The following is an 18,226-nucleotide window of genomic DNA, read 5'->3' as shown; positions in this document are numbered from 1 at the left end:
TGTTGTAAAGAGAATTATTTATATTATGTTGACCTCACCATCGCTCTGAGCTTGAACGATCTCTTCTTTTTTAGATTGGCATCAGTTTTAATCGATAATTAGTAATTATGTTTAAAATGAATAGTTTGTAGCGTTTGAGGCGAGATGACTGATACTTAAAAAGTAAATTATCAATTATCTGTTAGCAATTCCTCAATATATTGGCAAGTAAATGGAATCAAATCAGATACGACTTTCGAAGCGAGTATACTTTCTGTATTCACTAAAATTTGAACGTATCGATAGCGTTTACCAAAGATCTTTATCCCACCAAAATCGACTTCATTCCCTTTTTTTATAATATCTATTGCCGAGTTTTTTTCATAAAGGTTAAAGCCATCTTCATCATGACAGTTGATGCAAGCGGTGCCAATAAATGTATTCTTTCGTAAAATGTCTAAAATAGAAAGAAGGATGATAGAGCGTGGTCTTGATAATGAACTATAGGCTGAAATAATATAAAGCATAGTATCCTCATTGGGTTGTACTTCAATAAAATTGCAGCTGTTGAGGGCGTTTATATCTAAAGAGTCGGTAGAGCTATTTATAGGTACGTAGCCATAAAGTAAGTGCCCTATAAGCTCCCCTTTATTATTGATATACAAGTCTGCATGAATGGGTTGATTGGTAAAAACATCATCTTGGATATCTATACCCAAATAATCTTTATGGAAGGTTTGCAATTTTTCAGATAATACAGGTTCTTCTTTTAAAGAATCTAACTTCATTAAACGAAAAGATGACTTACTTGACGAGTAAGGGTTTAACGTTTTGTTTATCACCTTATCTAAGCTGTTTTTTTTTGTTTTCGTGATATTAACATCAGGATCGAGTAAAGGGGCTATGTCATCATTCATTAATCTAGCAATAAGCACTTGTTTTTCGAGCTTTGGAGTTGTAACACCTCTTTCCCAGCGGCTCAAGGTCGTTAGATCGAGTTTAGAAAATGCATTATCGGATTCAACTAGCAACTCCAATAAAGATTGCTGCGTTAATTTTTTCTCTGAGCGGATCTTTTGTAAGTAGCTTGCAAATTTCATATCCATAAATTATCTATCCTTAATTCTTACCCTACTAGTAAATATAATCTGGGAAGTAGGATTATTCAAAAAAAACTTACATTAAAATCAGAAATATATGAGGTGTATAGGGTGTTGTTGTGAGCGAGCCATTACTTACAAGTAACTAGATATGGGCACTTTCTATAGTTGAAGTTTTAAAAAGCCATTCTTTCATTGGTCAGAACTCTTGATAATACGATCCATCCAGAGAGGTAACGTACTAAACTTTAAATGATTACTTCTTTCATCTCTGGATTTATTAACTTAATTTAGGATTTATGATGACAAACTTCAAGAAAAACGCTTTAGTAACTTTAGCTGGTTTAGGTATGGTAATGAGTGCAGGTGCTTATGCTGCAACTAACGCTCAAGCGACTCTGGTCTGGTCTGGTACAGTACCTGGCGCTTTGGCTTCTGATTCGGTTGTAATTACCGGTTTGAATGGTATTGGTGATGCATTTCTGGGTTCAATTTCTCCAAGTACAGATGGTACGTTTGTATCGTCTATCATTACTGCTGAATCTCATACAAATGATGGTGATGCTACAACTCCAGTGGTGGGTGCTTTAGTTGCAACTAACTGGACACTTGTTTCTGCAGACGTTGCTTACGACGGTGTTGCTAACCCAGCTGCGACGGTTGAAGTTCAGATTAACGGTGCACCTGTTGCTGTCGGTGACCCTGCCCTTCCTGGTTTAGAGTCAGTAGGTGTATCAATTGCACAAACAACACCTTTAGATGAAGCTGACGTTGCTGGTGCAAAAGTTCAGGGGTCTGTGACTCTTTTGTCAAGCTTAATTTAATTATTTGTTCAATTAAGTTATAGATCTACTTTATTTATAAAGTAGGTCTATTTTTATTATTGAAGGTGATGTGATAAGTAGGTCTATGATTAATTTTATTATTCTTTTATGTGTTTTTTTTAGTTCACATATAAGTGCTAAAACCGAAGTCTTGAATTTAAGCACAACAATAGATATTAATCAGATATACAGTGATTCAATTGCTTCAGCCTCGTTTATTCCGAATGAATTAGTATTAACCCCAACGGAAGATAATCAAAAATTTGAAAGTGTATCTTCAAATTTGAATATTGAAACAACAATACCTAAAGGTGTTTCTGCCGTTTCTTATCTTTCAACATTGACGAAGAATGAGGCAGTTTGCATTACTAATGGTGGAGAGTCACTTGTTCAAAATGGTTTCGTAACCATTGACTTTGATGGCACTGAATTAGTCGTTAACGACTCTGTAAGTCTTAATGATTTTAATTCTAATGATGGAACAAACAAAAGTAGCTCTCATGCAGTGACCTTCGATTTTAAAAGATTTGATGAAATCACGCTGCCAGGGACTGCTGAAACCTGCAGTGGTGAAATTGAATTTAATGTCATGGTAGATATATAATGCTGATAAAAAAATACATATTGATTATTGCAATTTTGTTTATTTCTTCATTTGAGCAGTATACCTTTGCGAGTAGTTTACCTGTTGGTTTTGAAAATGCGTTTGAATTAAATGAAACGAAAATTAAAATTAAAAATTTGGATGGTTCATTCAGTCAATCAATGGTTTTTTCTGTTTCTTTTAATACAATCCAGTTAGACAGCGAAAATAAAAAAACAGTAAAACAATTTCGTGAATATCTAAAAATAAATAATGTATCAGAAAAATACGAAGAACAAATAATATCTGATTTAATTTATGGGGTCAAAAGTGTAGACCTATGTACTGGTTCAATTAAAGGTTGTCAGTTATCGCCTGAAACATATGAATTTATCTATGATTATAATGATAAAGTCCTGTATTTTTATGTTTCCCCTGATCTTTTATCTTATAAAAACGTAAATGAAGAAAAAAAATACCACTCGTCAGAAAGTGAAAAAAATGGCCTGATTAACTCATTTGATCTTTATGCAAGCAGTTATTACCAGCAAGATGCAGTGGTTTCTTTGAATGATAGAGCGACATTAGGGTTACCTTATGGATATTTAAGAGGGGATGTGAATCTTAATAATAGTGAAGATTCTTCTCAAATTTATGAGGCGGCGTATCATTTGGATTTTGATGCATATACATTAAAGATGGGGTATTTTAAGTATGACCCTAATATAAATTCAACCGATTTTTTAAATAGTACTGCTTTATTCTCTCAAAACTCTATTATATTTGCTAGTTCAGAGAATCTTCTAATAGGAAATAAAAATAGTAATAAAGTTCTTAATATTTATGCGGCGAAAACAGGTCGAATTCATGTTTATCGAGATGATCGACTTATTTATCAAAGAAATTCATCAGAAGGACAAAACACAATAAACTATGCTGATTTACCTTATGGACGCTATAAAGTTAAAGTCGATGTGCTTAGCTCCGGGAAGGTAATCAACTCTCAAATTTATAACGTTTATAATAATAGAAATGATTCTCTAGCTGAGGGGGGAATCGATTTTTCTCTTTCTGCTGGTTTACTATCCGACCAACGGTTTGAAGATGATTTAGATAATCAGAATGTAGATAACAGTACTTATACCAAAGGGTTAGTAAGCTATCAATGGATCGACTCTCTTTTATTAGGAGCTGGGGGTATTATCAGTCAAGAGGGCAATAGCACGACAATAGGCGCCTCTTATTCGTGGTTAGAAACAGGGCTTGAGACTGAAATAGTTTATGACATGTTTAAAGATGCTGAACACCTAAATATTAATATGAATATTTTAGGGTTAAATATTTCTTATGAAACGCTAGAAACGGACACGTTAGAAGACGGAACTCTTGCGCATTATCTATATGGAAAAAGGGATTACATAAGAGGTTTAATCAATTATTCTTACTCATTTGGCGGTGGGAAAAGTTTATATACAACCTATTCGCATATTAAGTATTCCAGTGAAGATGGTTTTGATTTAGATAATGAAGATGCACAAAATTTTGTATCTATTGGTTATTCATCACCTTTTATTGCTTCATCTAATCTTAATTTGAATCTTGATTATACGGATACCAGTGATGATTTAACATTTAATATATTGTGGAGTATACCTTTGTCTGAAAATCTTGAGGTAAGTACAGGCACAACGACGTCTAAGTCAGAGGTTACGCAATTTATAACGAATATTCGTAAAGACAATATTATTGATTCTGATTCATTTCATACTGAGGCTGAATTAAGCAATGTTTATAATAGATCACAGGATGATATGTACCAAGAAGCGAGAGCCAGCGCCAGTGGCCGTACTCAATATGCAACAATGAATATGTCAGCATATGCGTCAAACAATGATAATAGTATGGGAGTGAGTGGAGGTTTTTCGAGTACTCAGATAATAACTAAGGATGACATATATATAACGAGCAAAGAATCATTGTCATACGCAGTTATAGATATAGAAGATAATAATGTCAATGAGATGGTACAAAATGATGCAAAAGGGTATTTATCATTAAATAAAAATGACAGTAGAACGAACAAAAAAATTATCTATAAGGATGAAGCAGTCATTCCACTGTCTGAATATGATGAATATGCAGTTAAATTTGATGCTGAGAGTGTTGATTTATATAACAGCGGTGAACACCAGTTAAAAGTGTTTTCTCACCCCGGAACGGTGGCGACGATGTCACCTAAAGTGAATCGTGTCGTTTCTTTTATTACCTCATTTAATGACTTATCTGAGAAACCTGTTAATGATGTTTTATGTGTTGGTGATGGTTGCTTAAATGTGTCAGAAATAGCGGATGGAATATACAGAATAACCGTGTTAGATGGAATTGACTTTGAATTAACATCTAATTCAAACAGTTGTTTACTGCCTTATGAATTTACAACAACGAACCAGATGAATTTTGGTGAAAATTATTGTTTGCCTCTGGCTAATAGTAATGAAGAACTGGAACTTATTGACATTGATGATAGTAAATTAAAAGCAATATTCTTAGGGGCTTATGAACAATCTTCTGAGGTAGAAGGTGCGATTGAAAATTTAAAATCAGTAGGTTATCGTGTTATTGAAAAACGTGTTGGTAATTTAAAAGCAATATATATCGCACAAATACCATCAAAAATAAAAGAATTGCTGGCTGAAAGCAAGGATAGTATTCAGAAGTTTAAATTATTATCTAAAAACAACTACAGTGCTGAAAATATATCTTTCCCTGTCGCGTTGTTAAATTGAGGAATTAATATGAAGTTTAATAAACTTAGAACAAAGATATTCACTATGTTGCTTTTATTTTCTAGCCATTCAAATGCATTTATTGTTGATAAAATGGTAATTATTTCTGATGAAAAAGGTAATGGGATTATTACATTAACCAATGATGAAAAAGTGCCTCTTTTTATAAATGCAAAAATAGAAGAGATAAATATTGAAAACTATAAAGTAATAAACAAAAAAGAATATGGTCGTGAGAACCTGTCTGATTGGAAAATTTCGTTAACACATCAAAAGTTAATATTAAAACCTGGTGAGTCAAAAGATATTGGGATTAGAAGTTTATGTCATAATACAAGTTGTGATAATAGTCATGATTTAATGTTTTCGTTACCTTTTTTACCAAGTCCTTACCGTCCTGATGGCGTTGAAGGGAGTGGTATGGATATTAACTTTGGATTCTCACCTGTTTATATAATACCTACAGATAATCCAGTCTATGACTATGATATAAATAGAACGGAAAGCGAAATTATCATTAGAAATAAAAGTAATACAATAATTAATGTATTGGTTAATGGTTGTAATACTGGCGCAAGTAAGGCGAGCTGTAAGCAAAAATATATTGTTGTTGCTGGGAGAGAAAAATCATTTTCTTTACCTGACGCGGTTGCAAATAATGATTTAGACATCACAGTGACTTCTCATGACCGTAAATATAAGAAAAAATTATTGTTAAAAGGTAATTTATGATATTTCGTTTAGTCTCTCATATTTTTATTATTGCACTGTCGATTAGCTCTTTTTCTGCTTCTGCTTCATTTAGAATCAATGCAGATGCCGATCCATCAAGTGTTACTTGGGATAACGTTGTAGTGAATGGGGGGGATATGCTTCCTAGTATGTGGGAGACACCACCTAGTCTTCAAGCGACAAAAGCGTTTATTCCAGCAACATTTAATTCAGTACCTGCGACTGAGGTAATACTTACCGGAGGAGCAGGGGAAACATCGACCCCGATAGCTATCGATATTAAAGGTATGCAGTATAATACCTCTGGTATTAGTTACAATGAAGAATCGAGTGGGTTAGGAGCAAGTTGTTCAATGGATAATATTGCTCAGCCTATAATCAGTGTTCAAGGCAGCAATTGTATATCAACAACAAAATTAACATCTGGAATAGCAACGAGCCCATTCATTTTTTTTCGACCAATATTTTTTATTGATGATGCTAGCATCACTTCAGCATTAAATGGGTTGCCAGAAGGCGTTTACAGTGGTGTGGTACCTATCGCTATACGCTATTATTATGAAGAAGCTGGTGGAATACTATCTTACCGAACTATTAACGAAACGCTGTTAATTACTATTAATTATGTACCTGTTCAAATTAACGATATTATCGTTTCTGGTGATGGTGTTATGGAGCCAATTTATGATACGACAAACCTCAGTGTTTCTTCTACAACGGATTATGATATTACGGTAAATGGTTATTTCAATAATGGATTAGTACTGACTTTACCTGCAGGTGAAGATTATGAACTATTAAATGTATCGGATAGTAATATATCCATTCCATATAGTATTAATTGCTCTCAATGTAGCCATACTAATTTGGTTAATAATGGAGCGTTAATAAATTCAGAAGTAACAATAGGTGCGAATTCTGGAGTGCAAACCAGTTTGAACTTTATGTTAAATTTTGATTATGAAGTCAATGGTGAAACATTAATCTCTGGTGATTATAACGACTCAATTATTATTACGATAGAACCTGGAATTTAAGATGAAATTTGTAAAATTATTAATATTGACCGGGTTATTATCGTTCAATGCATATTCAGATGAATTACTTTCCCCTTTTCAATTTGGTTTTGGGGCAGCGGTTTCTTCTATAAATGATGATATCAGAGAAAATGAATCTTTAGGTTATGAGTTATCACTTGGTTACCAATTTAATGAAAACGTTCTCTTGGAAACAGCTTATGCGGATTATCAATTTACCAATATGAATGTAACACCTTGGATTACTCGCTTAAAAGGTATGCTACCAGTAAGTGATTATGCATCACTGTATCTTGGTGCAGGTGTTGCCGTGGATAAAGAAATCAGTTCACCAGTATTAAGTGGAGGGGTAAAATATAAAGTATCAAAAAACTGGGGTCTTGATGTAGGTTATCAAAGTATTTTTCAAGTCGAACAGAATGATAGTACAGTAACGTCTTTGCTTGTGTCTGTTATTTATAAACCAGTACTAGCATCTTATACGCCGAGTATTTATAAACCGGAAGAGAAAGTATTTAAAGAAGAACAAAAAGCAGAAAGACCAAAACCAGTCAAAGAGGATAAGGTAACTTTTGTAGCTAAGTCTGAAGTAGTTGCGCCTAAGCCTAAGGTTGTTGTAGTTGAGCCGATACAAAAAGAAGAAGTCTGTACTGTTAAAACGAAAGATTACCAATTAAAAGAAGGGGATTATCTTTATAAAATTGCACGAAAAAATAATATGTCATTTAAAGATTTATTAGAACTAAATGAAGATCTTGTTAAAAGGAAAAATAAAGATTTGGTATACCCTGATGAAGTCATTAATTTAAATTATTATATCTGCAATTAAATAAATACAGGCATCTTTGATTTATAGGATATTGAGGTGCCCTCTGTTATTGGTGTTCGTTTTAATATGATACACCACATTAATTACGAACTTATTATTTGAGGTCATATGCTCACTCATAAGTATAACTTAAACAGAATAATCATGCTTGGAGCATTTATATTTGTTTCTGGTTGTGATAATACAAATCAATTGGATAGTCACTCAGTAGATGAGCAAGCGAGAATATCGGCACAAAATGCGATTTATTCAACGGTATACAGTGACAGTTATGAAGTAGATCTTAGTGATAATGTTACGTTTTCTGGCTCTGATGGTTTTGCTGTTTCAAATGTTGAAGCCTTGTCTACATCACCTGAATGTCAAGTTCAGTCAATGACTCAAACCGGTTTTACTATTTCAGCAAATATAAGTAAAGCCTGTGATTATAAATATGAAGTCGTTCTTAGTGATAACCAACAAGTCAGCCAATCTGATAACGATGTTTCAATCGCTCGTATGGCTGAGCCGTTAAGTGATAGCGCTATCACACGTATTGCAGTAAGCCGAATGGCAGAAGAAGAAGGTAGTGTAGAATTAACCGCAATTAGTGCTACCACACTCATCGAGCAAAGCGTTGTTGTAAATGTTAGCCAAGAATTACAACGTCAAACAGGCTATACATTGAGTCCGGATTTCACGTTAAGTACGGATTTGACTTTGCCATACAGCTCTGCAAGCGCAACAGCTGACCCAGGAACTAACACCATTGATTATACCCCCCCCGCGGGTTTTGAAGGCATTGAGCGCATTCTTTACAGCTATATCGATGATATTACGGGAGATGTGTTATTAGGTGCATTAGATATTGCAGTAACCTATCAAGCAAACCAAGGCTTAGAGGTGCAAAGCCATATATATCATGATCCTGTACCGCTTAATTCATTAGAGACGATAGATGTCTCACCCTATGTCACTTCATTCGATGGCGATGACTTTCAGCTGGTCTATGTTAATGCCTATAACGCTGCAACTGAAGTCGCTGACCCACTAGATGTAAGTAATACATCGTTTACGTTCATTACTTCAGAGATGAAATATCATTATGTATCGTTTGCTGTAACTGACCATAAAGGCGCTTACGCCACGGGTATGATGCAGGTCCCCGCATATGATAGTTCAAATGTGGGGCAGTGGGATAGTATTAAGTATGACAATGTAGCTTATTTAAAACCGTTAACGACGACAGAGTCAATGAATAATGATCTTGATCGAGCAGGGTATATCGAAGACTTATCTTATACTCCCCCAGTGACACTTTCCCTATATAGATGGCTCCAGACGGATCAGTGTAGTCAAGTAGGTAGACTCGCTACAGTTAGTGAGATGCAAGCATTACAGAGTACAAATATTAGAGTTACGTATAATTGGCCCACAACGACTCTATATTGGGCAGATGATGGCGGCATGGCCAAAACGATCGATATGACAACAGGCGAAGTGGCAAGTCCAATAGGTTCTGAATATCTCATCACTTGTATTATCATTACAGGGGTAACGGCAGAAGTAGTTAAGACTGACGCCGTAGCCAATATGACAGACAGTGCAGAAATAAGGTTTAATTATACAGAGCAAGCAGGTAATACAGCAGAGATTGTGGCTGTCGAAAACCAGCTGATCACAATAACAACCGATAGCGCCACTGCCCAAACGGCAGCGTCGGTGTTTACTGACGCTGATGGTAACGCGGTTGTACACGTCACCAACACGAAAGCAGAAGAGGTTGAAGTGTGTGGAGAAGTAGGAACATCAACATCATGTGTTACTGTGAGTTTCATAGGAGACACTGATACAGCGGAAGTGAAACAGGCGGCAATAGATACAGCAGGGTGGGTAGCAAACGACGCAACGCAATATCAGTTAGAAATAAAAGTACGGGACGCGTATGAGAATCCAATAAGCGGCGTGTTAACGAAGGCTACGAAAGTAAGTGACGCGAATGACGCGTCAAGTCTAACATTGCTAAACAACACAGCAGTAACAAATGACCTAGGGATAGCGACCATAGACGTGACGAATACAGAGATCGACATTGTAGATGTTACTGAAATTGAAGTGACTCACATCAACTCGTTACAGAATGAATCTAAGATTACACTAGAAACAACCTGGGGGGGGTGGAATTGGAATACACCTTTAGAGGTGTTGATAACAGCACGAAATGATAGAACACTTGATTGCACTACCGTCAGTGGGGGGTATAGAGAGTTAACGTCTGGGGAGATTCAAGAGTATATTGCGTATGTTAACGGATCAGAAAGTTTAGAATTAGGGGATCCACTGTGGGATGCGTACATAAGTCAATATACAAACCAGATAGTGAGTATTACGAATAACGAGATGTTGTGGATGCCGACCGTAAGGAGAGTGATAAGTGACAGTTACTATAGAATACAAATTGTCAGATATGCAGAGTCGTACACCTTGAATGGCAACGCGAACATGGGCATTTACAAGGGTGATGTAAAATCGATAACAGACGTCGAGGGGTTGAACAGGATTAATGTAAGCGGTGATGATTTCCTGTTGGAAAAAACAACAAATAATCAAGTAAACTTAGTTGAAACGGTATGTGTTAGGGAAATGTTGTAACAAACCCAACCATCACTCATAAAGCATAGGGCATCTTCATGATGCCCTTCTTTTTACCTTAAATCTACGGTTAATCATGAACATTGATAACGTTTTAGTTTATTTGGATGATGCTTTACTGTATTTAATTAAGAAAAAGGCAAAAGCCCATTACTCTGATGATATTTGGCACATTCGTTACCATTGGCCAAGGATTAAAGCTGAATTATGTGAACAGCTAATTACAGGCACTTTTGTGTTTTCTCCTTGCCGTATTGTGGAATATAAACCCAATAAATATTTACACACTTTTCGTACTCAAGATATGTTGGTATTAAAAGCACTCGCATTAGCGCTAAATAAAGTATTACCTAAGTCAGCCTTGTGTTATTCGTGGAAGGGACATGGTGGTGTAACTAAAACATTAAAGGAGATCAACGACACTGAGAAATCCCGTTTCTTTACTAAAACTGATGTCGCAGATTATTATGCGACCATAGATCATCATCAATTATGCAAAATGTTGTCCTCACATATACAAGACAATAAATTATGGCGTGTAATTTATAATGCATTAAAAAATCATAACCGTGAAATAGGTGTGCCGAGAGGAAGTCCGCTATCACATGTGATAGGAAATTTTTATTTGCATGAACTTGATAGTAAATTTGAACAAAGAGAAAGCCAGCATTATTTTCGTTATATGGATGATATTTTGTTGTTAGCAGACAAAAAAGGCGCATTAAGACGAGGGATAAAAACAGTGAAACAAGATTTTAATCAACTTAATGTAAAGTGGGCTATTCACAAGTCCTTCATTGGAAAAACCTGTGAGCATAATATCGTATTTTTAGGTCAATCACTATTTGGCAATAGAGAGAGTAAGAAAGAAGTTTATTAAAGTTTAATTATAATATCGTTAGATGGGTGATAAAGGCTATATCCAACTCGTTGTATTGTTTTTATCTTTACCACTCTATCATATTCTTTTAATTTTTTTCGTAAGTTCATAATAGACACAGTCAACGCATTGTCACAAACATAAGAGTCTGGCCAACCTGCATTTTTAAGTGTACTTTTATCTAAATGTTTTCCCTCAGCGTCAAATAGTTCAGATAATATAAAGTATTCACTTCTTGTTAGATCTATCTGATGAGTAAAACCAGCTGATTTATCACTAAACTCAATAAGTAAAGCAGATTGATGTAATTTAATTTCCATTTTTATTCGTAATTAAGTTAAACATAGTTAATTATATTTTTCTTAATTATAAATAGAAATAACAGATTATAATTTATTTTGTTGTATCTGCCTGTTAAAGGTTAAAGGTTACCTGTGCTTTATTTTTTTTGATGTTATCTTTAATAATAACTACATCGCTATGGCACTGGGTCTTGATGGTGATCAACGTTGTTTGGTTTGATATTTGTTTGTCTGAACAACCCATAGTTGGCACTTTACCCGTCCATATGATAGTAGCAGATGCGGCAGACGCAAGATGACTCATTGTAAAAAGTACGATTAATAGAGCTAAATTTTTCACAGTAGGCACCTTTTGATTGTTTGTTTTTGATATGCCAACTATCCCCCGCTATAGGCACATTGTAAAATAAAAACTTATAAAAGATACAAGGCGCATATTGAGGGTATGTTGCCATTATGGTGATCTAAGTATTAACAATTAAACAATATCTAATAGGTATAATTGAAATGATCTCTTGTCACATAAATGAAAAAGCATTTTATTCAACAACAGGTGTTGAATTCCGTTCACTGCTCGGTATTAAGTTTTGTAGTATTGCGATCCGAAATTTAGAATCAATCAAAGAAGAAATAGGAGAGGTAATTGAACATTCACCATTAATACATAAACTGAAAGGAATTGCTTCATCTTGTGGCTTTATAGAAGCTGAATGCTTATGTAAAAAGCTAGAAGGTTATGGTGACATTATTAAGCCCAACATCTTAATCAAAACGCTTGATGAACTAATTGTATTAATGCTAATGGCTTTAAAATCAAATATAGAGGTCATTTAATGTTATTTAAAAATAGAATATTAATGTATAACGCTTTGGTGTTAATTTTATTTGTTACTTTAATTATGTTAATGTCACTTAATGTGATTAAAGAACATTCGGAAAGTCAATTTTTAAGCATTAAAGAGAGCATTGTAAGCTATAATAAGAAACTGTTAACGACATTTATTCAATCTCAAAATTCAAATTTAAGTAAAGAGATTAAATTGATAAATATAGAAGCAAAATATCTAGCGTATACGTTTGAACATGTTTCTATGAAGAAAGTTAAAACAAATAATGTATGGATATCAGATACATTAAGTGAGGTCTTTGAGAATAGACCTAAATATATAAAAGCTATTGAGTATATAGATATTAGTTCCGATATAATACATAGGTTTGATGATAATGGCTATAAAACGAATCCATTTAAATTTATAAGAAGTAATTTTTTGGAAAAACAGAAATTATATGTCGTTAGAGATGATAATTCTCATAATATTAAACGAGTCTACTTTTATGAGCAATTAACAAATATAAAGCAAGGAGTTATTGCAATTGACATTGAGTTAAATCAATTTATAGAGTCTTTAGGCATTCAAAATTTAGATGATAACTTCGATTTTACTTATTTTTTAATGGATGAAAATATAAATCTGATAACATCTAATCCAGAGGAATTTTCTGACAATAAAGTTATGAATAATTATTTATACAATTTAAATGAAGATATTAAAGAGAAAATAAAGGATAAAAAAACGGGTGTTATTTCTATTGAAATTAATGAGTGTTTATATAATTTAACATTTAATGTTAATTATAAAACTGGTTGGTATGTTTTTTTAGTCACTCCAGAATCGGTTATAAATTCAAGTTATTCATCAATTAAATCATATTTATTGTCATCAGATGATAAATTAATAAATTACTTTATATTGTTAATATTAACTCTATTATTTGTTTTTCTTTTTATTAACTCAATGGTCATGAAGAACCTAATATCACCAATGAATAAATTAATCCTTCAAGCAAGGGCATTGAGAGATCAAAAATATGATAAGGCCATGATAAAGATTGAAAACAAAGGCGATGAAATAGAAGGATTATCTTATGTTTTTAGTGAAGCTAGTAGTACAATAAAGACGCTGATTGAAGACTTAGAAAAAAAAGTTGAAGAGAGGACTTTGCAGTTAGAAAAAGTCAGTCAGAAGGCAAATGAAGCAAATAAGAAAAAAACGATTTTCCTTTCAAATGTGTCACATGAAATAAGGACACCACTGAATGCAATTATTGGCTATACTGAAATTCTTAAAGAAAATAATGGGATAGGCAATAAAAATAATCGCTACTTTAATGGGATCTCCAATGCAAGTCATACCATTTTATCTCTTGTAAATGATCTTTTAGATTTAGAGCGAATCAAAACAGATAACTATGAATTAAAATATAAAAAAGTAAAGTTAATCAAGATTTTAAAAGATATTGAGAGCATTTTTTTGCCTTTATCAATAGAGAAAGGATTGTTATTGACTATAAATACTGATGATGTGCCTAATTCTCTAGATATTATTATTGATGAACTTCGTTTTAAACAAGCTCTTAGTAATCTTATAAGTAATGCAATTAAATTTACCTATACTGGTTATGTTAAATTAGAAGTGGATATTAACCAAAGTGATTCGGTTTTATTTAAAGTAATAGACACTGGTATTGGTATTCCTGAACATCAACTATTAAATATTTTTAAGAATCGTGAACAAGTAAATGTAGAGGACCAGCAGGAAGGCTTTGGCTTAGGTCTTGCAATTACAAATACGATTTTAACCTTAATGAAAGGAAATTTATTTGTTGAAAGTAAATTAGATCAAGGAAGTATATTTACTATTGAACTACCTAAAGAGACTGTTGTAAATGATATTTCTTATCCTCTTTTTAATATAGAAGAAAAAAGATGTGCGAAAAAAGATTTTAGTAACTTGAGAGCATTAGTTGTTGATGATGTTGAATTTAACCGTGAAATACTTCAATTTCAATTAGAGTCATTTGATATTAAGTGTACTCTTGCTGAATCTGGAATAGAAGCGATAAGTGCAATTGAAATTAGTGATTTTGATATCATCTTTACTGATATTTCAATGCCTATAATGGATGGTGTTGAACTTTCAAAAACATTAAAAAGTATGAATATTCATACACCAATTATCGCGGTTACCGCTCGTGCGACTGTGCAAGAAGAATCAAAAATGAATGATTTTTTTGATTATTACATAACGAAACCTATTGATAAACATCAGATTTTATCTGGTTTATGTTGCGCTTTAGATATGTAAAAAACCATCAGTGGCATTTTATGTTTTTTATTATTTAAAATGCCCTTAGCTTTTGTAAAAAAAAAAATAGAATAAGCTAACTGTTAATTATTTGGTTTTTAAATGTTTAGTGAAATAATAAGATCTTTTCGAATTGATAATGGCTTGTCACAAAATATGTTCGTTGATATGCTGCAAAAGAGCAGTCAAAACTTTGATAATTTAGATGCAGTGACATTAAGTCGCTGGGAAAGAGGTGTAACTAAGCCTCATTTGAATCGTCAAAATGAACTATTAGGAATTCTTGGAATTGATATATTTTCGCTTTGGGATAAAGAGAAAGAGACCATAAGCCTTGAAAAATCACTGAAAGTTATAATTAATAGAATTAATTGTTGCGGTTATTTAAATACAGATGCAGATCATAGTATGAAAGTAGTTACAATAAACTCAAGTAATTCATATTTAATTTCTAATTATATTGATGAGGTTAAGTTAATATTTAATTTTGAAATGAATTTAATATTTGATTTGTTAAAAAATGAATTAACTTATCAAGCTATGTTTGAAAAAATGATAAATCAATATTCTGGAGAGTTAGTCTTAGTTTTTATTAATGGTCATTTGATTGGACATTTGTTTTCTGTAAGCTCTTTAATCACAAATATCGCATCCAAGCTATTAAGCACTGATTTTGATTGGATTAATTGTCATCTAATATTAAGTTTTAATGTGACTGATATATCAGCATTAATTCCAACGATTGGTAAGGAAGTATATAAATATTTACAAAGCTTAAATCCAAATAGAAAATTATGTATATTTGTAGAAAACAAGAGGGTGTTTGATATTTTATTTAATTTGGATTTTGATTATCGAACTGAAAATCTAAAAGGTAAAAATTATAAAATTATGACTATCGATAATGAAACATTGAAATCCAAACGAGTTTGGATGGAAATACTTTCAAATTATAAAGGTGGAAAATATGAATAAAACAATATTAATTGTTGATGATGTTGAATTGTCACGTGAGATTTTAAAAAATTCAATATCTAATATAGATAATATGATTGATGTACATACAGCAATCAATGCATATAATGCAATGGATAAAATCACTATACAGAGTTATGATTTAATTATTATGGATGTAATGATGCCTGATGGGGATGGCTTTGAGTTATTAAGAATGATTTCGGATCAGAAAATAAGCAGTAAAATAATTATCATTTCTAGCCTAGATAAAAGTATAATAAGTTCAATTAGTTTGCTGGGTAAGCTTTATTCTTTAAATATCGTAGCTTCTCTTGAGAAGCCAATTATTGTAGAGCAAATGAAAAAACTTGTTGAAACTGCTTTATATGAAAATGAATCGGATGCATCTTTAGAAAATAATCAATTAACCACATTAGGTAGTGATGATTATCCTATTACCTTAATGTATCAATCTCAAGTTATATCTGATCTTAATCATATTGTTGCTTTTGAAGTTTTATCTAGATGGGCTGATATTGATGGTTCTTTGTTACCACCAAGCTTTTTTCTTCCAATGATTGAAAAATTGAATAAGCAAAAAATATTCACTGAAATTGTTATAAAGAATTTTATTGAAGATTACCATCAGTATTTTTACGATACCGATAAATCTATCCGTTTTGCTATTAATGTTGATCCTAACTTACTCACTAATGAAGATATAGTAGAAAGATTAATTGATATATATGCTTCTGGTGTTGAGCATAAAGTTGTCATTGAAATTACAGAAAAGAATTTACATATGGCATCTAAAACGGAGTTATTAGCAAATACACTTCGATTAAGACTGAGAGGGTTTGAGATTTCTATTGATGATTTTGGTATTGGTGCATCAGATCTTGAGCGTATTGCCAGTATGCCAATTAATGAAATAAAAATTGACAAAAACTTAACCTGGTCTTTTAAAGATAATGTAGATGTTTTAGGGTTAATTGAAAATGCAAAACAATTGGCTGCATTAAAAAATGCACGTATCATTTTTGAAGGGGTTGAGAATAAAGATTTAAAAGAGAGCCTTGAAAATATTAATGGTTATCTACATCAAGGATTTTTATATAGCGTCCCTGTATTACCATGTATTGCATTAGAGCTTTTAAAGCAACAGAAGACATTAAATTCGGTCGAAATGGCTGAGAAAGTTGAATCAGAAAAACTGTATCATTAATTCATATTGATACTATAAAAATAGTAAGTACAAAAACCCGATGAATACTTTGTCTTAATAAAAGCGAGTAATCATCGGTTTTTTTAGAGTTAAATTAATTTAGTTAATTAAACCAAACTCACTTCAACATCGCTCTGCACTTGGCTTGAACACGCCAGCGTATACCCTTGGGCAATGTCTTCTTCGCTTAAGGTTTCAGTACTGGTTCGGCTTACTTCGCCTTTCTCTACTTTACATTTACATGAGCCACACATACCACTGCGACAAGCGATAATAATTGGAACACCACTTTCTTCTAAAACATCCGCTAAGGTTGCACCTTTATCAATCTCTTTTGATACACCAAAGGCAGGCACTTCAAATTGCACTACGCCTGAGTTTTCTGTTGCTTCTGTTACTTCGGCTTCAATCGGGGTAAAGCTTTCTTGGAAGAAGTGCGCCATATCTAAACCAAGGTTTTCTACATTGGCTTTCATGTCTTGCATAAATAAGTTAGGACCACATAAATAAACAGTGCGCTCTGTTAAGTCGGGGCACAGGGTGTTTAGCCATTCTTGATCTAGACGCCCTTGTGGGTAACTCGTCTCTGCATTATCTTTTAATAACAGCTTTAAATGAAAGTTGGCGTGAGTTTCATGCAACAATTCTAATTCTTCAAAAAAGATGGTCTGTTCTTTGTTTTTTGTCATATGGATAAAGGTAATATCGATCTCAATATTTTGAGCTATCCAAGTTTTCGCCATCGACATAACCGGGGTAATGCCACAGCCAGCACTTAATAACGCGACTTTTTTTCTTGGCTTGCAATCGATTGAGTTGAATGGACCTGTCGGGGCTAAAACAGCAACCTCGTCCCCTTCACTTAGTTGATCAATTAGGTAGTTTGATATTTTGCCACCTTCAACACGTTTAATGGTTAATTGTAGAAAATCTTGATTTGGCATTGAGCTAATAGAGTAGGCGCGGTATTCCATCTTTCCTTTAATTTCAATACCGACACTAATAAATTGACCCGGTTTAAAATCAAAGCTTTCTTGGTTTTGGCTTATTAGTTGTAAGCTAATGGTATCAGTTGTTTCAAACCATTTTTTATTACAGCGAAGTTGAACAGGGATTGTTGGCCAAATAAATTGTGTCATGTTTGTTCTCTATTACTTAGAAGTTATTGGTCAAATGCTATTGCTCGCTTTATAGCGAAAAATGCCCCAGATAAAC

16 protein-coding genes are annotated in these 18,226 nt (G+C 33.1%); 12 read left to right on the top strand and 4 right to left on the bottom strand.

Annotation, left to right across the window (positions count from 1 at the left end; genetic code table 11):
- Positions 1 to 170: 170 nt before the first annotated feature.
- A complete protein-coding gene (locus PVK70_RS00695; RefSeq protein ID WP_130046673.1) occupies positions 171 to 1,085 on the bottom strand; it encodes a helix-turn-helix transcriptional regulator in 915 nt (304 codons plus the stop codon).
- Between the two features lie 293 nt (positions 1,086 to 1,378).
- On the opposite strand from PVK70_RS00695, the gene PVK70_RS00690 reads away from it, so the two are divergent.
- The 8 genes from PVK70_RS00690 (at position 1,379) to PVK70_RS00655 (ending at position 11,381) form a co-directional block, all read left to right on the top strand.
- The gene (locus tag PVK70_RS00690; RefSeq protein ID WP_242504715.1) at positions 1,379 to 1,903 is read left to right on the top strand and encodes a hypothetical protein; all 525 of its coding nucleotides are present in this window, start codon (positions 1,379 to 1,381) and stop codon (positions 1,901 to 1,903) included.
- A gap of 85 nt (positions 1,904 to 1,988) precedes the next feature.
- On the top strand, positions 1,989 to 2,507 hold the full coding sequence (locus PVK70_RS00685; protein ID WP_130046672.1) for a hypothetical protein: 519 nt from the start codon (positions 1,989 to 1,991) through the stop codon (positions 2,505 to 2,507).
- Positions 2,507 to 5,272, top strand: a complete 2,766-nt coding sequence (locus PVK70_RS00680) for a TcfC E-set like domain-containing protein (RefSeq protein ID WP_130046671.1) — start codon at positions 2,507 to 2,509, stop codon at positions 5,270 to 5,272. The genes PVK70_RS00685 and PVK70_RS00680 overlap by 1 nt, the downstream gene beginning before the upstream one ends.
- Before the next feature lie 9 nt (positions 5,273 to 5,281).
- A complete protein-coding gene (locus PVK70_RS00675) occupies positions 5,282 to 6,004 on the top strand; it encodes a hypothetical protein (protein ID WP_130046670.1) in 723 nt (240 codons plus the stop codon).
- Positions 6,001 to 7,041, top strand: a complete 1,041-nt coding sequence (locus PVK70_RS00670; RefSeq protein ID WP_130046669.1) for a hypothetical protein — start codon at positions 6,001 to 6,003, stop codon at positions 7,039 to 7,041. Before PVK70_RS00675 ends, PVK70_RS00670 begins: the two co-directional genes overlap by 4 nt.
- Before the next feature lies 1 nt (position 7,042).
- Positions 7,043 to 7,870: an outer membrane beta-barrel protein gene (locus PVK70_RS00665; protein ID WP_130046668.1), complete on the top strand. Its 828-nt coding sequence runs from the start codon at positions 7,043 to 7,045 to the stop codon at positions 7,868 to 7,870.
- 144 nt (positions 7,871 to 8,014) lie between these two features.
- Positions 8,015 to 10,501: an Ig-like domain-containing protein gene (locus PVK70_RS00660; protein WP_130046667.1), complete on the top strand. Its 2,487-nt coding sequence runs from the start codon at positions 8,015 to 8,017 to the stop codon at positions 10,499 to 10,501.
- A gap of 76 nt (positions 10,502 to 10,577) precedes the next feature.
- Complete coding sequence (locus PVK70_RS00655) at positions 10,578 to 11,381, top strand: reverse transcriptase domain-containing protein (protein ID WP_130046666.1); 804 nt, start codon at positions 10,578 to 10,580, stop codon at positions 11,379 to 11,381.
- Here the strand turns inward: PVK70_RS00655 and PVK70_RS00650 are convergent.
- Together PVK70_RS00650 and PVK70_RS00645 are read right to left on the bottom strand one after the other, a co-directional pair.
- Positions 11,378 to 11,701 carry a helix-turn-helix domain-containing protein gene (locus tag PVK70_RS00650; RefSeq protein ID WP_130046665.1) on the bottom strand — a complete coding sequence of 108 codons (324 nt, stop codon included), beginning with the start codon at positions 11,699 to 11,701 and terminating at the stop codon, positions 11,378 to 11,380. The two genes, PVK70_RS00655 and PVK70_RS00650, sit on opposite strands and share 4 nt — an antisense overlap.
- Positions 11,702 to 11,795: 94 nt before the next feature.
- Positions 11,796 to 12,023 (bottom strand): hypothetical protein, encoded by a 228-nt coding sequence (locus PVK70_RS00645; RefSeq protein ID WP_130046664.1) that lies wholly within the window; start codon positions 12,021 to 12,023, stop codon positions 11,796 to 11,798.
- Positions 12,024 to 12,190: 167 nt separating this feature from the next.
- Between PVK70_RS00645 and PVK70_RS00640 the strand changes: the two genes are divergently transcribed.
- The 4 genes from PVK70_RS00640 (at position 12,191) to PVK70_RS00625 (ending at position 17,011) form a co-directional block, all read left to right on the top strand.
- Complete coding sequence (locus PVK70_RS00640; RefSeq protein ID WP_130046663.1) at positions 12,191 to 12,517, top strand: hypothetical protein; 327 nt, start codon at positions 12,191 to 12,193, stop codon at positions 12,515 to 12,517.
- Entirely contained in the window at positions 12,517 to 14,829 is a 2,313-nt protein-coding gene (locus tag PVK70_RS00635; RefSeq protein WP_130046662.1) for an ATP-binding protein, read from the top strand. Before PVK70_RS00640 ends, PVK70_RS00635 begins: the two co-directional genes overlap by 1 nt.
- Positions 14,830 to 14,931: 102 nt before the next feature.
- Positions 14,932 to 15,804, top strand: coding sequence for a helix-turn-helix domain-containing protein (locus PVK70_RS00630; RefSeq protein ID WP_130046661.1), 873 nt, complete (start codon positions 14,932 to 14,934; stop codon positions 15,802 to 15,804).
- On the top strand, positions 15,797 to 17,011 hold the full coding sequence (locus PVK70_RS00625; protein WP_130046660.1) for an EAL domain-containing response regulator: 1,215 nt from the start codon (positions 15,797 to 15,799) through the stop codon (positions 17,009 to 17,011). Before PVK70_RS00630 ends, PVK70_RS00625 begins: the two co-directional genes overlap by 8 nt.
- A gap of 107 nt (positions 17,012 to 17,118) precedes the next feature.
- Here the strand turns inward: PVK70_RS00625 and PVK70_RS00620 are convergent, their stop codons facing one another.
- Positions 17,119 to 18,150 carry a hybrid-cluster NAD(P)-dependent oxidoreductase gene (locus tag PVK70_RS00620; RefSeq protein ID WP_130046659.1) on the bottom strand — a complete coding sequence of 344 codons (1,032 nt, stop codon included), beginning with the start codon at positions 18,148 to 18,150 and terminating at the stop codon, positions 17,119 to 17,121.
- Positions 18,151 to 18,226: the final 76 nt, after the last annotated feature.

Origin of the sequence: Aliivibrio sp. A6 (assembly GCF_028765505.1) — a bacterium.
Classification (GTDB): domain Bacteria; phylum Pseudomonadota; class Gammaproteobacteria; order Enterobacterales; family Vibrionaceae; genus Aliivibrio; species Aliivibrio finisterrensis_A.
Note: the sequence above shows the minus strand (reverse complement) of the source record. Positions and strands in the feature narration are given on the sequence as shown.